We start from the raw sequence: 19300 nt of genomic DNA, 5'->3' as shown, positions 1-19300 counted from the left end.
ACCGCTCGTCGATGCCCCGTCGTCCCTCCGGACGGCGGGGGCGTCGGCGTCCGGGTGCGCCGGGGTCGCGCGGTAGCGTCGGAGGATGCGCACCGAGGTCCTCCGCTACACCGCCTTCGCCGCCGAGCCCGGGGGCGGCAACCCCGCGGGCATCGTGCTCGACGCCGAGGAGATGACCGACGACGAGATGCTCGCCGTCGCACAGCGGGTGGGGTACCCCGAGACCGCCTTCGTCGTCGCGCGGACCCCGGACGGCGCCCGCGTGCGCTACTTCTCGCCGGCCGCCGAGGTCCCGTTCTGCGGGCACGCCACCGTCGCCACCGCCGTCGTGCTCGCCGAGCGCGACGGGACCGGAGCCCGGGTGTTCTCCACCGCTGCCGGGGACGTCGCGGTCGACGCCACGACCGCACCCGACGGCAGCGTGCAGGTCGCGATGACGAGCGTCGAACCCGACACCCGGCCGATCGACCCCGTGCGGTGGGAGCGGCTCGCCGCCGTGCTCGGACTCGTCGACGGTGACGTCGCCGAGGGCTTCCCCGTGCTCGAGGCCTTCGCCGGCAACTGGCACCCGGTCGTCGTCCTGGCCGACGAGGACCTGTTCCACCAGTTCCGGTTCGACCCCGCGGCGCTCGCCGCCCTGAAGCACGAGTACGGGTGGGCGGGCACCGTGACCGTCCTGCACCGCACCGGCCCGCTCGCGTTCGAGGCACGCAACCTGTTCCCCGCCGGCCGCATCACCGAGGACCCGGCGACCGGTTCCGCGGCGGCGTCCACGGGCGCCTACCTGCGTGCGATCGGCGCGGTGTCGCCCGGGAGCCGCGTCGTGATCCGGCAGGGTCGACACGTCGGGCGTCCGAGCGTGCTGCTCGTCGACGTGCCCGAGTCCGGCGGCATCACGGTGATCGGCGGCGCCACGCCCGTCGCCTGACCCGGCTCCGAGTGCACGTTCCTTCCCATCGCAGGCGCAATGGGAGGCACTTCCGCGCGCAGGAGGTCGTTCCACCCGCCCTCCGACGCGCGGATCGGCCTCCCACGCGCGGATCGGCCTCCCACGCGCGGATCGGCCTCCACCTCGCGCGCGCCCATGCCGTGACCGAGCCGTGACGAAAAGTGCTTGACACGATTAAGTCCACACGCTGTACTAATCCTGCGCGCGGGTGACGGAGCCCGCGGACATCCCGTGCAAAGGAGCACCGATGAAACGCCGCACCCGAATCATCGCCGGCCTCGCAGCCGTGGCAGTCGCCGCGGTCGGGCTGGCGGGCTGTTCCAGCTCGGGCTCTGCCTCGAGCGACACCATCAAGATCGCGTACCAGAAGTTCGGTGCCTTCCAGCAGCTCGATGCGCAGATGAAGGAGGTCAAGACCGAGTACGAGAAGGCGAACCCGGGCAAGAAGGTCACCCTCGTCCCGATCCAGGCCCAGGGCAACGACTACTACACGAAGCTCGCGCTCATGAACAAGGCGCCCGCGACGGCCCCGGACGTCATGTACGAGGACACCTTCCTCATCAAGTCCGACGCCGAGGCCGGCTACCTGCTGCCCCTCGACGACTACGTGGCGAAGTGGAAGGACTGGGACCAGTTCTACGACAACGCCAAGCAGGCCGGCCAGGGTGACGACGGCAAGATCTACGGCGTCTCGATGGGCACCGACACCCGGGCGCTCTGGTACAACAAGGACATCTTCAAGAAGGTCGGCCTGCCCGTCCCGTGGGAGCCCAAGACCTGGGACGACGTGCTCGCCGCCGCGAAGACGATCAAGGAGAAGGACTCGGGCGTCATCCCGTTCAACATCTACTCCGGCAAGGCGCAGGGCGAAGCGTCCACCATGCAGGGCTTCGAGATGCTCCTGTACGGCGCCGAGGGCGACGGCAACACCCTCTACAAGGACAAGAAGTGGGTCGTCGGCTCGAAGCAGTTCGAGGACTCCCTGAAGTTCGTGAAGGACGTCTACCAGGGCGGCCTCGGCCCGACCCCGCAGCAGGCGCTCGACACCAACGTCGGCACGACGATCGCGCAGACGTGGCTGCCGCAGGGCAAGCTCGCGATCGACCTCGACGGCTCGTGGCAGTCCGGCACGTGGCTCGAGTCCGGCACCGCTCCGTGGAAGGAGTGGAACGACGTGATGGGTCAGGCGGCCTTCCCGACGCAGAACGGTCAGGAGCCCGGCTACAACTCGATGTCCGGTGGCTGGACGCTCGCGGTCGGCAAGAACTCCAAGAACCCGCAGGCGGCGTTCGACTTCATCTCGACCTTCCTGAGCAAGGACGGCTCGCTGAAGTACGACACCGAGAACAGCCAGATCGCGGTCCGCAAGGACGTCGCCGAGGACCCGGAGTACACCGGCGCCAACCCGACGTTCAAGTTCTTCTCGGGACTGGTGCAGCACACCAACTTCCGCCCCGCGACGAGCGACTACTCGCAGGTCTCGAACGCCATCCAGGTCGCGATGGAGTCCGTCATGACCGGGCAGCAGACACCCGCCGAAGCCGCCAAGGCCTACGACCAGTCGGTCGAACAGGTGGTCGGCCAGAAGAACACCGTCGACGTCGGGTAGTCACCCGGCCGCACGGCGGACTGGAGGCGCGGCGCCACACCGCCCCGTGCCTCCAGTGCGCCCCTCCCCACCTTCGGAACCCTCTGGCGCACCCGAAAGGCAACCACCCGTGTCCAGCACCCCCCTCGCGCCGACGCTGTCGGCACCCGGTGCGCCGAAGCGCACCGATCCGCCGACGCCGCGTCGGCGGCGCTCCCTGCGGAGAGCGAGCCGAGCGGTCCCGCTCCTGCCGGCCGTCGTCCTGCTCGTCATCTTCCTGCTCGGCCCCGTCATCTCGTCGTTCTACGGGTCCTTCACCAACTCCGCGCTGACCGGCGCGAGCGCCGCGAACCAGCAGTTCGTCGGGCTGCAGAACTACGTCGAGCTCTTCCAGGACCCGGACTTCCCGAAGTCCGTCGTCCTGACGATCGTGTTCCTGCTCGCCTCGGCGGTCGTGGGCCAGAACGTCCTCGGGCTCGGCCTGGCGCTCCTCATGCGCAGCGCGAACAAGGTGGTCCGCGCGATCGTCGGCACGTTCGTCGTCGCGGCGTGGGTCCTGCCGGAGATCGTCGCCTCGTTCGCGGCGTACGCGTTCTTCAACGACACCGGCACGCTCAACACGTTCCTGGCCTCGATCGGGATCAGCGGGCCGAACTGGCTCTACACGTACCCGATGCTCGCCGTGATCCTCGCGAACATCTGGCGCGGCACCGCGTTCTCGATGCTCGTCTACTCCGCCGCCGTGCAGGAGGTCCCCGAGGAGATCACCGAGTCCGCCGAGATGGACGGCGCGGCCGGCTGGCAGCGACTCGTCTACATCACCCTGCCGGTCATCCGCCGGTCGATCTCGACGAACCTCATGCTCACGACGCTGCAGACGCTGTCGGTCTTCACGCTCATCTTCGTGATGACGGGCGGCGGCCCCGGTACGAACTCGTCGACGCTGCCGATCCTGGCGTACCAGGAGGCGTTCAAGTTCTCGCAGCTCGGCTTCGGGACCGCGATCGCGACGATCCTGCTCGTGGTCGGCGCGGTCTTCTCGATCATCTACATCAAGGCACTGAAGCCGGAGGTGGACTGACCATGGCACTCACCGCCGACCGTCCCGTGTCCGATGTCACCCGCTCGGTGACGGCCCCCGGTGCGCTGCACATGACCTCGCCGCGCGGCCGCACCATGCGCTGGGTGTCGAACGTCGTGCTGCTCGTCATCGCGGTCTGCTTCGCGGTGCCGCTGCTGTGGCTCGTGCTCGCCTCGTTCGACACGCAGGCGTCGCTGTCCGTGAAGCTCCCGACGCAGTTCACGCTCGACAACTTCACGAAGGTGCTCACGCCCGAGCTGTCGTTCATCCCGCTCGGCAACAGCCTGCTGCTCTCCGGTGGGACCGCGGTCGTCACGGTCGTCGTCGCGATCCTCGCCGCGTACCCGCTGTCCCGCTACAAGATGCGGGTCAACAAGCCGTTCCTGTACAGCATCCTGTTCGGCACCGGCCTGCCCATCACCGCGATGATGGTGCCGGTCTACGCGCTGTTCGTGTCGCTCAACCTGATCGACAACGTGTGGGGCTGCATCTTCTTCCTCGCCGCCACGAGCCTGCCGATGGCGATCTGGATGGCGAAGAACTTCATGGACTCGGTGCCGATCTCCCTCGAGGAGGCCGCCTGGACCGACGGCGCCTCGATGTTCACCACGCTGTGGCGGATCGTCATCCCGCTCATGCGCCCGGGCATCGCCGTCGTGTTCATCTTCGTGTTCATCCAGGCGTGGGGGAACTTCTTCGTCCCGTTCGTCCTGCTGCTCTCGCCCGACAAGGTGCCCGCCGCGGTGAGCATCTTCAACTTCTTCGGGCAGAACGGAGCCGTCGCGTACGGGCAGCTCGCCGCGTTCTCGATCGTCTACTCCGTGCCCGTCATCGCCCTCTACGTCCTCGTCTCGCGCGGCCTCGGCGGGGCGAACGCCCTCGCCGGCGGCATCAAGGGCTGACCGCGCCCACGCACTCCGGGCCCCGCGCCCGACCGTCCCTGCTGGAAAGGAACCACCTCCATGCACCACGACGAACCGCTCGTCGAAGCTCGCATCGCCCGTCTCGTCCGGGACCGCATCGACCCCGCGGTGCTCCGCCGCTCGGCCCCGGTCACGATCGAGGCCTGGCAGGTGCCGGACGAGCCCGTGCCCTTCGCCGAGGCCGTCGCCGCCGAGTACACGCCGTTCCACGTCGGTGACGCCTGGGGCGGCCGGCCGTGGGGGACGACCTGGTTCCGGGTCCGCGGCACCGTGCCGTCGGACTTCGGGGCCGACCCCGGCACGACGGTCGAGCTCCGCGTCGACCTCGGCTTCTCGAAGCGCCAGCCGGGCTTCCAGGCCGAGGGCCTCGCGTGGCGACCGGACGGCACGACGATCAAGGGCATCGAGCCGCTGAACGACACCCTGCCGGTCGAGCCCGGCCCGGACGGCTCGTTCGAGCTGTACGTCGAAGCCGCCGCGAACCCGGACATCGGCGGCGACGACTTCCAGGGCGCGACCCCGCTCGGATCGCGGTCGACGGCCGGAACGGAACCGATCTACCGCCTGCGGGCACTCGAGCTCGTCGAACGCGACGACACCGTGTGGGAGCTGCAGCAGGACTTCTGGGTCCTCCGGGGCCTGATGGCCGAACTGCCCACGGACGGCACCCGCGGCGCGGACGTCCTGCGCGGACTCGAACGCGCGGCGGACACCCTCGACCCCGACGACGTCGCCGGCACCGCAGCCGCCACCCGCGAGGTCCTCGCACCGCTCCTGGCCGTCGGCGCCGCGGGATCGGCCGGGCGCGCGATCGCCGTCGGGCACGCGCACATCGACTCCGCCTGGCTCTGGCCGGTGCGCGAGACGATCCGGAAGTGCGCGCGCACCTTCTCGAACGTGCTCGACCTGATGGACCGCGACCCGGACTTCACGTTCGCGTGCTCCTCGGCGCAGCAGTACGCCTGGATCCGCGACGGTTACCCGTCGATCTGGGAGCGCATCAAGCAGCGCGTCGCCGAGGGCCGGTGGATCCCGGTCGGCGGCATGTGGGTCGAGTCGGACACGAACCTGCCCGGCGGCGAGGCCCTCGCCCGGCAGTTCGTCGCCGGCAAGCGCCTGTTCCTCGAGGAGTTCGGCGTCGACACCCCCGAGGCCTGGCTGCCCGACTCGTTCGGCTACTCGGGTGCGCTTCCGCAGATCGTCCGCGCCGCCGGCTCGAAGTGGTTCGTCACGCAGAAGCCCTCGTGGAACGAGACGAACGTCATCCCGCACACCTCGTTCCACTGGGAGGGCATCGACGGCTCGCGCGTCCTGACGCACTTGCCCCCGGCCGACACCTACAACTCGGACGTCTCGCCCGAGGACCTGCACCGCGGGGAGCGCCAGAACAAGGAGCGGGGCGTCGCGAACACCTCGATGCTCCTCTACGGCTTCGGCGACGGCGGCGGTGGTCCCACGCGCGAGATGGTCGCCGCGGCCCGCCGGCAGCACGACCTGGACGGCTCGCCCCGGGTCGACCTCGGCACCCCGGCGCAGGTGTTCGAGGAGCTCGAGCGCGTGCTGCCGGAGCCCGCGGTGTGGTCGGGCGAGATGTACCTCGAGTTCCACCGCGGCACGTACACGTCGCAGATCCGCACGAAGCAGGGCAACCGCCGCTCCGAGCACCTGCTGCGCGAGGCCGAGCTCTGGGCCGCGACCGCCGCGGTCCGGCACGGCGCCGAGTACCCGTACGACGAGCTCGAGTCGGTCTGGCACACCGTGCTCCTGCAGCAGTTCCACGACATCCTGCCTGGTTCCTCGATCGCCTGGGTCTACGAGAACGCCGAGGCCGAGTACGTTCGGGTCGCCGAGGTGCTCGAGGAGCTCATCGGCACGGCGACGACCGCGCTCGCGAGCGGCGGGGTGACGGCGCTCGCCGGGGTCGGCGCAGCGCGGGCCGGTGCGGGCGTGGGCGCGCTGCTCGACGCTCCCACCGAGGCCGGAACGGCCGGCGGCGCTTCCGGTGGCGGCGCTGACGGTGTCGTGCGCTTCAACGCCTCGCCCGTCACCGCGGGCGGGGTGACCGCCCTGGGTGGTTCCCCGTCGTCCGCGGCGGAGGCCGTGCCTCCCGTCCGGAGCGGTGACCGTTTCGTCTTCGACACCGGCGTCGTCACGGCGACCATCGACGCAGACGGCCACGTCGTCTCGCTCGTCGAGCGTGCGACCGGACGCGACGCCGTCGCGCCGGGCGCCATCGCCGCGCAGTACACGGTGTTCCGGGACACCCCGAACCAGTGGGAGGCGTGGGACATCGACCGCGCCTACCAGCGGAACGGGACGGTCCTGTCCGCGACGGGCGTCGAGGTCGACGGGACCACACTCGTGGTGACGCGGCCGTTCGGCTCGTCGTCGATCACCACCCGCTACTCGGCGGTGGCGGGCCAGCCCGAGCTGCACATCGAGACCGAGGTCGAGTGGCACGAGCGGCAGAAGCTCCTCAAGCTCGCGTTCCCGCTCGACGTGCGCGCGGCCTCGGCGTCGAGCGAGATCCAATTCGGGCACATCGACCGGCCGACCCACCAGAACACGTCGTGGGACATGGCGCGGTTCGAGACGTCTGCGCACCGGTGGGTGCACGTCGCGGAGCCGGGCTTCGGCGTCGCGGTCGCGAACGACTCGACGTACGGACACGACATCACCCGCTCCACCCGTGCCGACGGCGGCACGACGACGCTCGTGCGCGAGTCCCTGCTCCGCGCGCCGACGTTCCCGGACCCGCACGCCGACCAGGGACACCACGTGTTCCGCACGGTGCTGCGCGTCGGGGCCTCGGTGCTCGACGCGGCGGACTCCGGCTACCGGCTCAACCTGCCGGTGCGGTCGGTGCCGGGGTCGGCGACCGTCGACCCGCTCGTGACGGTGTCGTCGCCGCAGGTGTTCGTCGAGGCGGTCAAGCTCGCCGAGGACCGCTCCGGGGACGTCGTCGTGCGGCTGTACGAGGCGACCGGCGGACGCGCTGCGGACGTCGGGGTGTCGTTCGGGTTCGACGTCGACGCCGTCGAGGCGGTGGACCTGCTCGAGCGGCCGCTCGGGTCGGGGACGTGGGAGGCGGGGGAGCCCGTCGTGCTCACGCTGCGCCCGTTCGAGATCGTCACGCTGCGGGTGCGGCGGGGCTGATCGGCGGGCCGGCCGCGCAGGACCGCGGCGCCGGGCGGGGTCGGGTGCCCCCGCCCGGCGCCGTGTTGCGTGGGGGTGCTCCCGATCCTGCTCCCGGTGGGCTCTGCTCCCGATCCGCTCTGCTCCCGATCCGCGCGTAGGAGGCCGATCCGCTCGTCGGGAGACGATCCGCGCAAAGGAGGTCAGAAGTTCCTGCCTGTCATGCGCGGATCGGCATCCCAGGTCGGTTGCGATGGGCTCGATCGTCACTCCTCCACACGGGCAACGGCCTGGAGGCGCGTCCACAGCCCGCCCCGTCGCTCACCGACGAGCGTCGTCAGACCGTGATCGTGGTCGGTATGGAGACACCACTCGCGATCTTCCGGGCGAGCCCGCTGCAGGACGCTGGCCGGTCCGGCGCCACGTTGCGGCGCCGGGCCGCGTCCGACGGCCCCGACCGTCTCGTCCGCGTCGGACCGAACGCGTTCGTCCGTGGGGCGGACTGGGAGGCCGCCGGTCCGCGCCGGCGGTACGTCACCCGCATCTTCGCCCGCCTGGGACGACGGAGCGTCGCCGCTGTCGGCTCCCATGCTTCGGCCGTCGCCGTGCACGGACTGCCCCTGCCGGGTCCGTGGCCGGACGACGTGCACCTCACCGTCCCGAAGTCGCACTACCGGAGCGGCACCAGGGGGCTGGTCCTGCACACCAGACCGGTCCCGTCCGCGCACCTCGTCGAGCACGGCGGCGTGCGCTTCACCTCCGCCGCGAGGACCGTGGCGGACATCGCCCTGCTCGGCGACGTCCGGGCGGCGGTGGTGGTCGCCGACGCTGCACTGCGCGCCGGAGTCGAGCGGGCGAGCATCGTGCAGGCGCTCGGGGGCACTGCGAAGGACCCGGGTCGTGCCGTCGCCACTCGTGCCGTCGGGCTCGCCGACCCGCGGTCGGGTTCGGCCGCCGAGTCACTGGCACGGGTCGTGTTCCGCGAGATGGGCCTGCCGAAGCCGGTACTCCAGCAACCCTTCGTCGTCGGAGGGCGCCGGTACGAGGTCGACTTCTGGTTCCCCGAGCAGGGCGTCATCGTCGAGGTGGACGGCCGAGCGAAGTACACGCAGGAGCGATTCCTCGCGGGCCGGACCGCCGACCAGGTGTTCATCGACGAGAAGCGCCGACACGAGGCACTGCTGACGGTGCCGGGCGTCCGACGCATCGTCCGGATCGAATGGCGCGACCTGTGGGACCTCGACGCGCTGACGAGACGGTTCCGTGCAGCGGGCCTCCCCTGCGCGGTCCGGCCGGTGCGCAGCGCACGAGGTGTCGCCTGACGCAGCATCGGTGGGCGGAGTGAGCCCGGAGCGGTGAGGGAGCACAGCGGCGCCTGGCTAGCGTGACGCCATGGCTGTCAGCGAGATCTGGCTCGTGCGCCACGGGGAGTCGGAGGCGAACGTCGCCGCCGCCCGCGCCGAGGCCGACGGAGCAGACGTGATCGACGCGGGCCACCGGGACGCCGACGTCCCGCTGAGCCCCCTGGGGCGGGAGCAGTCACGTGCTCTCGGGCGCGAGCTCGCGGACCGCGGCGTGGACGACGTCCCGGTACGCCTCTGGGTCTCGCCGTACCTGCGCGCTCAGCAGACGATCGACCTCGCACTCCAGGCCGGCGGGTTGGACGAGCCCGGTCGGCGGGTCGACGAGCGGCTCCGCGACCGAGAGCTCGGCGTGCTCGACCTGCTCACCGCGCAGGGCGTCCGCAATCGCTACCCGGACGAGGAACACCGTCGCCAGTGGCTCGGCAAGTACTACCACCGCCCATCCGGGGGCGAATCGTGGATCGACGTCATGCTGCGCTTGCGTTCGCTGCTGCACGACGTCGACCGGCTCGACGAACCCGAACGACTGCTCGTCGCCGCGCACGACGCCGTCGTCATGCTCACCGTGGCCGTCTGTCTCGACCTGGACGAACCCGCGCTGATGTCGTTCGCGGCCGATCACACCGTGGCGAACGCCTCGCTCACACGACTCCGGCGGGACTCCCCCGGGGCCCCGTGGACGCTCGAGGAGTTCTCGGCCGTCGGGCACCTCGACGACGACGAGGTCACCGAGCACAGCGGGAGGAAGGACGACACCCGTGTCTCCTGAGCCGATCACCCCGAACGCCCTGCGTGACTGGCCGCTGCCTGAGCCCGGTGCGGGCAAGTACGGCCGTGGCCAGGTCCTGGTCATCGGCGGCGCGGCTCGGACCCCCGGGGCAGCGATGCTCTCGGCGCTCGCCGCGCTGCGTGTCGGAGCGGGACGGCTCACCCTGGCGGTGGCGGCGAGCGTGGCCGCCGAGGTGTCCGTCGCAGTCCCGGAGTCCGGGGTGCAACCACTCGACGAGGACGACGCCGGCCACATCGCCGTCGGAGCGCTGACCGCCGCCGAGGACGACGCCGGCAGCGCGGACGCGGTCCTGGTCGGCCCAGGGCTCGACGAACCGGACGGAGCCCGCGACCTCGTGGGGCGGATCGCCGCCGCGGTGGGGCCCGAGACGAACGTCGTGCTCGACGCCTTCGCGCTCGGTGTCGCAGCGGACGTCGCCGACCAGCTCGCGCCACTGCGTGGCCGCCTCGTGATGACGCCGAACAGCGGCGAGGCCGAGCGCCTCCTCGGCCGGGAGTGCGGGGACGACGACGCCGCGGACGCCCGTGCGATCGCCGAGCGGTTCGGGGCCGTCGTCGCGCTGTCCGACGTGATCGCGGCACCGGACGGCCGGGTCTGGGCGAAGGGCACCGGTGCCGGTGGCCTCGGGACGAGCGGCAGCGGCGACGTGTTGTCGGGCGTGGTGGTCGGTCTGCTGGCTCGTGGGGCGGAACCCGAGCAGGCAGCGGCATGGGCGTCGTACGTGCACGCAGCTGCCGGTGACCGTCTCGCCGTGCAGGTCGGGCCGCTCGGCTACCTGGCGAGCGAGCTGCTCACCGAGATCCCGCGCGTGCTGGTCGAACTCGGCGGCTGACCCGTCAGAACCGCCGGGCGTTCGAGCCCATCGCACCCGACATCGGAGGACGTTCCGCGCACAGGGGGCAGGAACGAACGACACCCTACGAGCGATTCGGTCTCCTACGCGCGGATCGGCCGACCTCGCGCGGATCGGTGCGGCAGCCCGGCGACCACGCACCCGGCCCCGCTCAGCCGCGCAGGGACTCGACGGCCCTGTCGATGCGGCGCTGGCGGGTCTCGGGGGCCTTCGCCTGCACGACCGGGTCGACGAGCGCCCGCTGCCGTGAGTTCGACAGGGTCTCGAAGGCGGCACGGACGCCGGCCTCCTCGAACGCCGAGGCCAGGTCGTCCGGCACCTCGACCGAGCGCGGGAGCGTGTCGACCTCGAGCGTGACCTCGACGGTGTCCCCGGCAGCCACCCCCGCGGCGGTGCGGTGCTCGGCCGACAGCGGGACGAGCGACTGGCCGCCCATGACCCCGATCGTCGACCGGTAGGTGTAGCCCCCGTCGATCGTGACCACCACGGCCGGTCGACCCCCGGCGCCGAGCGCTGCGACGACCTCCGGCGGGACGGGCAATCCGGTGGCGGTCTTCCGCGCCTGCAGGACCGTCGTCGTGAACTGCATCCGTGCCTCCAGACCGAGGACGCGCCATCAGCGCGGACGCGCCACCGGAGCGAACAAGGGAACGAGCGAACAAGCGAAACCGTACAGCCGCACCCGCTGTTCCGCCACCGTTCACCACCGCAGCACTGCTCGGAAACCGGCCCCGTCCACGATCGTCCAGAACGCGGTGCCGCCCCCACCGGCCCGCCCGAACCGCACCCGCAGCACCCCACCCCACAGCACCCGAAAGGCGCACCCCGTGCAGCACACCCGCACCCTGGCCGGCCTCGCCCTGGCCGCCGCCGCAGTCGTCACCCTCGCCGGCTGCTCGGCGACGAGCAGCGCGTCGACGTCGAGCGACACCGACTGGAAGACCGCGACGAGCGCCCAGTCCGCCGGCGGCATGGGCGCCCTCGTCAAGGCCGCGAAGGCCGAGGGCAAGCTCAACGTCATCGCCCTCCCGCCGACCTGGGCGAACTACGGCAAGATCATCGACGGCTTCGAGAAGAAGTACCCCGGGATCACGATCAACTCGGCGAACCCCAACGGGTCGAGCGCCGACGAGATCGCTGCCGTGAAGTCGCAGAAGGGCCAGTCCACCGCCCCCGACGTGCTCGACCTCGGCAACGCGGTGATGCAGCAGAACCTCGGGCTGCTCACCGACTACAAGGTCGCGAACTGGTCGGACATCCCCGACACCCTCAAGGACAAGGACGGCAAGTGGACCCGTGACTACACGGGCCTGATGTCGATCGGCTACGACTCCTCGAAGATCAAGCAGGCGCCGAAGGACCTGAACGACCTGCTCGGCAGCGAGTACAAGGGGAAGGTCTCGATCGCGGGGGACCCCACGCAGGCGAACCAGGCCGCCTCCGCGGTCTACCTCGCAGCGCTCGAGAACGGCGGCTCCGCGGACGACATCACCAAGGGTGTCGAGTTCTTCGGCAAGCTCAAGCAGGCCGGCAACTTCCAGAACGTGCTGCCCTCGCAGGCGACGGTGGCCTCGGGTGAGACCCCGGTCGTCGTCCAGTGGTCGTACAACAACCTCGCGTGGGGCCCGGCGGCCGGTGCATCGGGGAACAAGAACTGGAAGACGGTCGTCCCCGAGGGCCAGGCCCTCGGCTCGTACTACTCGCAGGCGATCAACAAGGACGCCCCGCACCCGGCGGCCGCGCGCCTCTGGCAGGAGTACATCGCCAGCCCCGAGGCACAGAACCTGTACCTGCAGGCCGGTGCCTTCCCGTCGACCCTCGCCGCCATGGAGCGGTCCGGCAAGGTCGACAAGGACGCCCTCGAGCAGGCCGGCGGCATGCCGAAGGACTACGTCGAGCTGACGGACGCGCAGGTCACCGAGGCCGCGAAGGTCCTGGCGGCCAAGTGGTCCGCCACGATGGGGTCCTAGTCCCGTGACCACGGCACCAGCGGCGGGAGCGCGCAGCACCGGGACGCCCGGCCCGGGACCGGGGACGGTGGGCACGGCCCCCGTCACCGCGGGCCCGGCCGCCACGAGCACCGCCCCCGCCGCCGGTGCCGACGTCGGAACCCGCAGGACCACGACGACCGCGGCGGGCCTCCGCGCCCGCCGCGGCCCCGGCCTCGCCTGGCTCGGACTCACCCCCTTCGCCGTCTACGTCCTGCTGTTCCTCGCCGTGCCGGCCGTCATCGCGGTCAGCAGCGGGTTCTTCACGGGTGACGGTGCGTTCACCCTCGCGAACCTCGCCGCGTTCGCGGACCCCTCCGTCCTCCGCGCGTTCGGCGGCTCGTTCGGCCTGTCCGCCGTCTCCGCGGTGCTCGGCGCCGTGATCGGGGCCCTGGTCTGCTGGGCGCTCGCCGCGCTCCGCCCGGACGGCCTGGTCCGTTCGATGATCGACGCCGCCGCGAGCGTCCTCGCCCAGTTCGGCGGCGTGATGCTCGCGTTCGCCTTCATCGCCACGATCGGCGTCCAGGGCCTGGTCACCACGTGGTTGGTGTCCGCGACGGGCGTCGACCTCAACGCGAACGGCGCGTTCCTGTACACGGTCCCCGGACTCGTCCTGCCGTACGTCTACTTCCAGGTGCCCCTCATGGTCCTCACGTTCATGCCCGCCCTCGAGGGCGTCAAGGCCCAGTGGGGCGAGGCCGCGGCCACGCTCGGCGCCTCCCGCGCCACGTACTGGCGTCGCATCGCCCTGCCCGTGCTCGCGCCGGCCTTCTGGGGATCGCTGCTGCTCCTGTTCGCGAACGCGTTCTCGTCGTTCGCGACGGCCGCGGCGCTCATCTCGCAGGGCGGCATCGTCCCGCTGACGATCCGCGCGCAGCTCACGAGCGAGACGATCATCGGCCTGCAGAACGTCGCCGGGGTGCTCGCGCTCGGCATGGTGGTCGTGATGGCGGTCGTGATGGGCGCCTACTCGCTGCTCCAGCGACGGGCTGCGCGGTGGCAGCGGTGACCGCCGTCGGCACGCGTCCGTCCCGTGGTCGGGTGACCCGGCCGGGAGGCACGCCCCGCGTCCGCCGCTTCGGCGTCGCCCCGTCACGGGTCACCGCCGCGATCGTGCTCGGCGTGGTCGGCCTCGTGTTCGCCGTCCCGCTCCTCGCGCTCCTGCAGTTCACGTTCCGGCAGGGCACCGACGGGTCGCTGACGCTCGCGCACTACGCAGCGATCCTCGACCCGGCGAACGCGGGCACCTACCAGCCGGTGTTCGACGGCCTGTCCGCGTCCCTGCTCATCGCCGTCATCACGGTGGCGATCGTGCTGTTCGTCCTCCTGCCCGCGCAGGTCGTCACGGCGCTGCGGTACCCGCGGCTGCGGCGGGTGCTCGAGTTCGTCTGCCTCGTCCCGATCACGGTGCCCCTGGTCGTGCTCGTCGTCGGGTTCATCCCCGTGTACCAGGTGGTCGCGCAGCTCCTCGGCTCGGACGCGTGGACGCTGTCCTTCGCGATCGGGATCGTGGCCCTGCCGTTCGCGTTCCGCCCGATCGCGACCGCGCTGACCGCCGTCGACGTCACCACCCTGTCCGAGGCGGCCCGCTCGCTCGGTGCCTCGTGGTGGACCGTGACGTGGCGGATCCTGCTGCCGAACCTCCGCCGCGGCATCACGGCCGCGTGCTTCCTCACGATCACCGTCGTCCTCGGCGAGTACACGCTCGCCTCGTTCCTGTCCCGGACGACCTTCCAGACCGCGCTGCTGCTCGTCCAGGGGACCGACCCGTACGTCGCCGCGGTGTTCTCGCTCGCCGCACTGCTGTTCGGGTTCGTGCTGCTCGTCCTCATCGGCCGCGTCGGGACGTCCCGCCGGTCCCGCTCCAAGGAGTCCGCATGACCGTCACCGCGCCCGCCGCCCCGTCGTCCCTCGTCACCGAGGGCGCGACCGTGGAGCTCGAGGCCGTCGAGAAGCACTACGGCACGCACCGCGCCCTCGCCGGGCTGTCCCTCCGCATCGAGCCGGGGGAGTTCGTCTCGCTCCTCGGCCCGTCCGGCTGCGGCAAGACCACGGCGCTCCGGGCCCTCGCCGGGCTCGAGGCGATCGACGCCGGCGCGATCCGCATCGACGGCGTCGACGTCGCGCAGACCCCGGTGAACAAGCGCGACATCGGGATGGTGTTCCAGCAGTACTCGCTGTTCCCGCACATGACCGTGCGCCAGAACGTCGCGTTCGGCCTCGAGATGCGGAAGGTCCCCGCTGCCGAGCGTCGCGCCCAGGTCGTCGACGCGCTCGACATGGTGCACCTCGGCGAGTTCGCGGACCGGTACCCGCACCAGCTCTCCGGCGGTCAGCAGCAGCGCGTCGCCCTGGCCCGGGCGCTCGTCACCCGCCCCCGGGTCCTGCTGCTCGACGAGCCGCTCTCCGCCCTCGACGCCAAGGTCCGGGTGTCCCTGCGCGACGAGATCCGCCGCATCCAGAGCGACCTCGGCATCACGACCGTGTTCGTCACCCACGACCAAGAGGAGGCGCTCGCCGTCTCCGACCGGATCGCGGTGATGCACGCCGGGGACGTCGAGCAGGTCGGGACGCCGGAGGAGCTGTACCGCACCCCGACCTCGGCGTTCACGGCGGACTTCGTCGGGCAGTCGAACCGGCTCCGCGGGGACCTGCGCGGCGGCGACGTGTTCGTGTACGGCTTCCGCGTGCCGGCGCTCGACACCGGGGCGGTGGACGGCCCGGTGCTCGCCTACGTCCGGCCGGAGGACGTCGCCTTCGCGTCCGACGGGGTCACCGGCACCGTCGTCGCGTCGAGCTTCCTCGGGTCGATCCGGCGCACCACGGTCCGGCTCGACGACGACACCGTCGTGACCGTCCAGCACGAGGTCGGCGACCGCCGCACCGCCGGGGACGCCGTCGCGCTCCGGCTGCTCGGCGCCCCGGTCGCGACCGCCCCGATCGCGTAGCCCTCGAGGGCGCGACCCGCGCCGTCGTCCACGGGAGGCGCGTGGCGGGCCCACACCGTGCCTCCCGTCCGGTGCGCGTCAGCGCTCGAAGCGCGCCGCCTGCTCGCCGGACAGCGCCGCGGCGACCCGCGCCCGCATGTCCGCGCTCATCGCGGGCAGCGCGTCGAGCGGTGCCCAGAACGCCTCGGTGTTCTCGCCGTCGGCCGGGGCCGGCGTGCCGGACACGTACCGGCACGTGAAGACCAGGTCGAGGTACTGCGCACGGTCCCCGTTCGGGTACGTCATCTCGGGCAGGACCTGCACCCACGCCAGGCGTTCGGCGACCGCGACGACGTCGGCCTCCTCGAGGACCTCGCGCTCGGCCGCCACCGCGGGTTCCTCGCCCGGGTCGACGATCCCGGTGACCGGTGTGTACGCCCCGGTGTCGGCACGTCGGACGACCAGGAGTTCGCGGTCGGCGCCCTCGCCGCGGGTGACCACGGCGGTCACGCCGGTCAGCCAGAGCAGGTCGGTGCCGATCTTCTCGCGCAGGGACAGGACGTACTCGGGGGTGGGCATGCCCCCACGCTACCGACGAACCCTGTCGCGAACTGGTCATGACCAGTAGGGTGGGCGCGTGGAGATCATCATCCTGTCCTCGCCGGCCGAGGTCGGTCGCGTCGCCGCCGCCAAGATCGCCTCGGTCGTCGCCGAGAAGCCGTCCGCCGTCGTCGGGCTCGCCACCGGGTCGAGCCCCCAGGGGATCTACGCCGACCTGCGCCGTCGCGTGCAGGCCGGGCAGGTCTCGTTCGCCCAGGCCCGCGGGTTCGCCCTCGACGAGTACGTCGGCATCCCGCTCGACCACCCCGAGTCGTACGCGTCCGTGATCGCCCGCGACGTCGTCGAGCCGCTCGGCTTCGACCCCGCGCGCGTCCGCGTGCCCGACGGCCGGGCCACCGACCTGGCCTTCGCCGCGAAGGAGTACGACGCCGCCATCCGGGCTGCCGGCGGGGTCGACGTGCAGATCCTGGGCATCGGCGCGAACGGGCACATCGGGTTCAACGAGCCGACCTCGTCGTTCGCGTCCCGCACGCGGATCAAGACGCTCGCGCCGTCCACGCGCGAGGCCAACGCCCGCTTCTTCGACTCGCTCGACGACGTCCCGACGCACTGCATGACGCAGGGGCTCGGCACCATCCTCGCGGCGCGCGAGCTCGTGCTCGTCGCGCAGGGGGCGGCGAAGGCGGACGCGGTCGCCGCGGCGGTCGAGGGGCCGCTGTCGTCGTTCGTGCCGGGGTCGGCGCTGCAGCTGCACGAGCACGCCACCGTGGTGGTCGACGAGGAAGCGGCGGCCGGCCTGCAGCTCGCCGATTACTACCGGTACACGTACGACCACAAGCCGGAGTGGCAGCGGTTCGAGTGACGCCCCGGCACGGGCACGGGCACGGGCTCCAGGCCCGGGCTCGGGTCAGCGGGCGGCGGACAGGCGCGCGAGGCCCTCGCGCAGCGTCTCCTCGGAGCAGCCGAAGTTGAGCCGGGCGTGCCCGGTGCCCTGGCGTCCGAAGTCGCGCCCGTTCGACAGCGCCACCTTCGCCCGGTCGACCAGGAGCCGAGCGGGCTCGTCGCCCCACGGCAGCGCCCGCAGGTCGAGCCACGCCAGGTAGGACGCCTGCGGCTGCCGGTACCCGGCACCGGGCAGCGCCGTCCCGAGCTCCTCGGCGAGGACCCGTCGGTTCGCGGCGAGCTCGGCCAGCAGCGACGCCAGCCAGGGTTCACCGTCGCGGAACGCCGCCACGCTCGCGGTGTAGCCGAGGATGCCGGTCCGCTCGACGACCTCGACCGGCAGGCCGTCGAACCACCCGCGGGCACGGTCCGATGCACCGACCATGAGCGCGCACTTCGTCCCGGCGAGGTTCCAGGCCTTGCTCGCGCTCGTCAGGGCGACCCCGTGCTCGACCGCCTCGGGCCCGCAGGTCAGGAAGGGCGTGAACACCGCGTCGGCGTGGGTGAGCGGCGCGTGGATCTCGTCGGACACCACCACGGCGTCCCACGCCGCCGCGAGCCGGGCCAGCGCGACGAGTGACTCCCGGGCGTGCACGAGGCCGAGGGGGTTGTGCGGGTTGCAGAGCAGGACCGTCCGGGCACCCGCCGCGAGGGCCGCGGCGATGCCGTCCAGGTCCATCCGCCAGCCGGCCGTCGTGTCGTACGGGTCCGGGTCGCCGGCCGGCGGGAGCAGCGGGACCTCGGTGACGGTGCCGCCGGCCTCGCGCACGTAGTCCCAGAACGGCGGGTAGACGGGCGGCATCACGACGACCTGGTCACCGGGGGCGATGACCCGGCGGAGCACCTCGACCGCCGCGACCGAGACGTCCGTCGTCGTGCGGACCAGGTCCGGGTCGACCTCCCACCCCCACCGGCGCCCGGCGAAGTCGGCGAACACCTCGGGGAGCACCCGCGTGTGCCCGACGTACCCGGTGTCCCCGTTCGTGACGGCCCGCACGAGGGCGTCCCGGATCGGCTCGGCGGGCACCGAGTCCATCTCCGCGACGAACATCGGCAGCACGTCGGCGGGGTACGCGGTGTACTTCTCGCTCGTGCGGTCGCGGTGGGCATCGAACGGCGAGACCATGACGCTCATGTGCCCAGCCTGGCACCGCGGGCACCGGTCAGGCGAACGTCGCGCCGGTCAGCTCCTCGGACAGGTCCCACACGCGCGCCGCGTCCGCCTCGCTCCGCAGCGGTCGCCAGAGCGCGTGCCGGCCCGGTGCGCCGCCGACGTTCCCGGGGCCGAGCGGACCGTACAGTGCGCCGTCCCGGCCGGCCGGGTCGGTCGCCGCGAGCAGCGCCGGCAGACCCGCCGTGTGCGCGGTCCCGACCAGGAGGCCCCGCCCCGACAGCCACCGGATCGCCCGGACCGACGCGGTGTCCCCGGAGCGGCCGAGCTCCGGACGGGCGGCGAGCAGGCTCGTCGGCGCGACGCCGGGGTGCGCGAGGGTGCTCGTCACACCCCAGCCGTGCCGGCGGCTGCGTCGGGCGAGTTCGAGCCCGAAGAGCCCGAAGGCGACCTTCGACTGCTGGTAGGCACGCATGCCGTGGTAGCTGCGCTCCCAGTTCGGGTCGTCCCAGTGCACCGAGCCGCTCCGCGCCGCGACGCTGATCTGGGAGACGACGTGGCCGCGCGCCGCGCGCAGCAGGGGGAGGAGCCCGGCGACCAGGGCGACGTGCCCGAGGTGGTTCGTGCCGAACTGCAGCTCGAAGCCGTCCTGCGTGGTCTGCCGCTCGGGCGGGGTCATCACGCCCGCGTTGCCCACGAGCAGGTCGACGGGGGTCCCCGCGTCGACCATCGAGCGGGCGAAGGCGCGCACGGAGTCGAGCGACGACAGGTCGAGCGTCCCGAGGGTCACCGAGGCACCGGGGTGCTCGCGGAGCACCTGGGCCCGCGCGGCCTCGCCCTTGGCGGTGTTCCGGACCGGCAGGACGACCGCCGCACCGGCTCCGGCGAGGGCGGTGGCGATGCCCAGGCCGATCCCGTCGCTGGCACCGGTCACCACGGCGGTCTGCCCGTCCAGGCGGGGGAGGGAGATCTCGATCGGTCGTCTCGGCACGGTGTGCTCCTCGTCGTCGGCCCCCGGTCGTCCCGGGTCGTCCCCAGCGTGCCGCGGCGCCGCCGGTCGAACCAGGACCTGTCGGACCGTGGCTCCC

At 72.2% G+C, this 19300-nt stretch carries 17 protein-coding genes; 13 read left to right on the top strand and 4 right to left on the bottom strand.

Going from position 1 to position 19300, the window contains the following annotated elements; genetic code table 11:
* The first annotated feature begins 85 nt into the window (after positions 1-85).
* The 8 genes from FB462_RS16515 (at position 86) to FB462_RS16480 (ending at position 10662) form a co-directional block, all read left to right on the top strand.
* Positions 86-928: a PhzF family phenazine biosynthesis protein gene (locus tag FB462_RS16515; RefSeq protein WP_141863075.1), complete on the top strand. Its 843-nt coding sequence runs from the start codon at positions 86-88 to the stop codon at positions 926-928.
* Positions 929-1196: 268 nt separating this feature from the next.
* The gene (locus tag FB462_RS16510; protein ID WP_114849405.1) at positions 1197-2558 is read left to right on the top strand and encodes an extracellular solute-binding protein; all 1362 of its coding nucleotides are present in this window, start codon (positions 1197-1199) and stop codon (positions 2556-2558) included.
* 109 nt (positions 2559-2667) lie between these two features.
* Positions 2668-3618 (top strand): carbohydrate ABC transporter permease, encoded by a 951-nt coding sequence (locus tag FB462_RS16505; RefSeq protein ID WP_114849406.1) that lies wholly within the window; start codon positions 2668-2670, stop codon positions 3616-3618.
* A gap of 71 nt (positions 3619-3689) precedes the next feature.
* Complete coding sequence (locus FB462_RS16500) at positions 3690-4520, top strand: carbohydrate ABC transporter permease (protein WP_373286859.1); 831 nt, start codon at positions 3690-3692, stop codon at positions 4518-4520.
* 60 nt (positions 4521-4580) lie between these two features.
* Positions 4581-7697: an alpha-mannosidase gene (locus FB462_RS16495; RefSeq protein WP_141863073.1), complete on the top strand. Its 3117-nt coding sequence runs from the start codon at positions 4581-4583 to the stop codon at positions 7695-7697.
* Positions 7698-8035: 338 nt separating this feature from the next.
* The gene (locus FB462_RS16490) at positions 8036-8998 is read left to right on the top strand and encodes a hypothetical protein (RefSeq protein WP_141863071.1); all 963 of its coding nucleotides are present in this window, start codon (positions 8036-8038) and stop codon (positions 8996-8998) included.
* Between the two features lie 70 nt (positions 8999-9068).
* Positions 9069-9809: a histidine phosphatase family protein gene (locus FB462_RS16485; RefSeq protein ID WP_141863070.1), complete on the top strand. Its 741-nt coding sequence runs from the start codon at positions 9069-9071 to the stop codon at positions 9807-9809.
* Positions 9799-10662: an NAD(P)H-hydrate dehydratase gene (locus FB462_RS16480; protein ID WP_141863068.1), complete on the top strand. Its 864-nt coding sequence runs from the start codon at positions 9799-9801 to the stop codon at positions 10660-10662. Before FB462_RS16485 ends, FB462_RS16480 begins: the two co-directional genes overlap by 11 nt.
* Positions 10663-10834: 172 nt before the next feature.
* On the opposite strand, the gene FB462_RS16475 is transcribed toward FB462_RS16480, so the two are convergent.
* Entirely contained in the window at positions 10835-11272 is a 438-nt protein-coding gene (locus FB462_RS16475) for a YdeI/OmpD-associated family protein (protein WP_141863066.1), read from the bottom strand.
* 238 nt (positions 11273-11510) lie between these two features.
* On the opposite strand from FB462_RS16475, the gene FB462_RS16470 reads away from it, so the two are divergent.
* The 4 genes from FB462_RS16470 (at position 11511) to FB462_RS16455 (ending at position 15619) form a co-directional block, all read left to right on the top strand.
* On the top strand, positions 11511-12653 hold the full coding sequence (locus FB462_RS16470) for an ABC transporter substrate-binding protein (RefSeq protein ID WP_141863064.1): 1143 nt from the start codon (positions 11511-11513) through the stop codon (positions 12651-12653).
* Between the two features lie 67 nt (positions 12654-12720).
* Entirely contained in the window at positions 12721-13680 is a 960-nt protein-coding gene (locus FB462_RS16465) for an ABC transporter permease (protein ID WP_114849413.1), read from the top strand.
* Positions 13681-13712: 32 nt separating this feature from the next.
* On the top strand, positions 13713-14552 hold the full coding sequence (locus FB462_RS16460) for an ABC transporter permease (RefSeq protein ID WP_229666860.1): 840 nt from the start codon (positions 13713-13715) through the stop codon (positions 14550-14552).
* Entirely contained in the window at positions 14549-15619 is a 1071-nt protein-coding gene (locus FB462_RS16455; protein ID WP_141863062.1) for an ABC transporter ATP-binding protein, read from the top strand. Before FB462_RS16460 ends, FB462_RS16455 begins: the two co-directional genes overlap by 4 nt.
* A 78-nt stretch (positions 15620-15697) precedes the next feature.
* Here FB462_RS16455 and FB462_RS16450 read toward each other — a convergent pair whose 3' ends face one another.
* Positions 15698-16177, bottom strand: a complete 480-nt coding sequence (locus FB462_RS16450) for an NUDIX hydrolase (protein ID WP_114849416.1) — start codon at positions 16175-16177, stop codon at positions 15698-15700.
* Between the two features lie 58 nt (positions 16178-16235).
* Here FB462_RS16450 and nagB point away from each other — a divergent pair, with 58 nt between their 5' ends.
* On the top strand, positions 16236-17021 hold the full coding sequence (gene nagB, locus FB462_RS16445) for a glucosamine-6-phosphate deaminase (RefSeq protein WP_141863060.1): 786 nt from the start codon (positions 16236-16238) through the stop codon (positions 17019-17021).
* Between the two features lie 45 nt (positions 17022-17066).
* Here nagB and FB462_RS16440 read toward each other — a convergent pair whose 3' ends face one another.
* A complete protein-coding gene (locus tag FB462_RS16440; RefSeq protein ID WP_141863058.1) occupies positions 17067-18236 on the bottom strand; it encodes a MalY/PatB family protein in 1170 nt (389 codons plus the stop codon).
* Between the two features lie 28 nt (positions 18237-18264).
* The gene (locus FB462_RS16435; RefSeq protein ID WP_141863056.1) at positions 18265-19203 is read right to left on the bottom strand and encodes an SDR family oxidoreductase; all 939 of its coding nucleotides are present in this window, start codon (positions 19201-19203) and stop codon (positions 18265-18267) included.
* Positions 19204-19300: the final 97 nt, after the last annotated feature.

This window comes from Curtobacterium citreum, assembly GCF_006715175.1.
GTDB lineage: Bacteria > Actinomycetota > Actinomycetes > Actinomycetales > Microbacteriaceae > Curtobacterium > Curtobacterium citreum.
The sequence above is the reverse complement of the archived record's forward strand: the minus strand, read 5'-3'. Positions and strand labels throughout refer to the sequence as shown.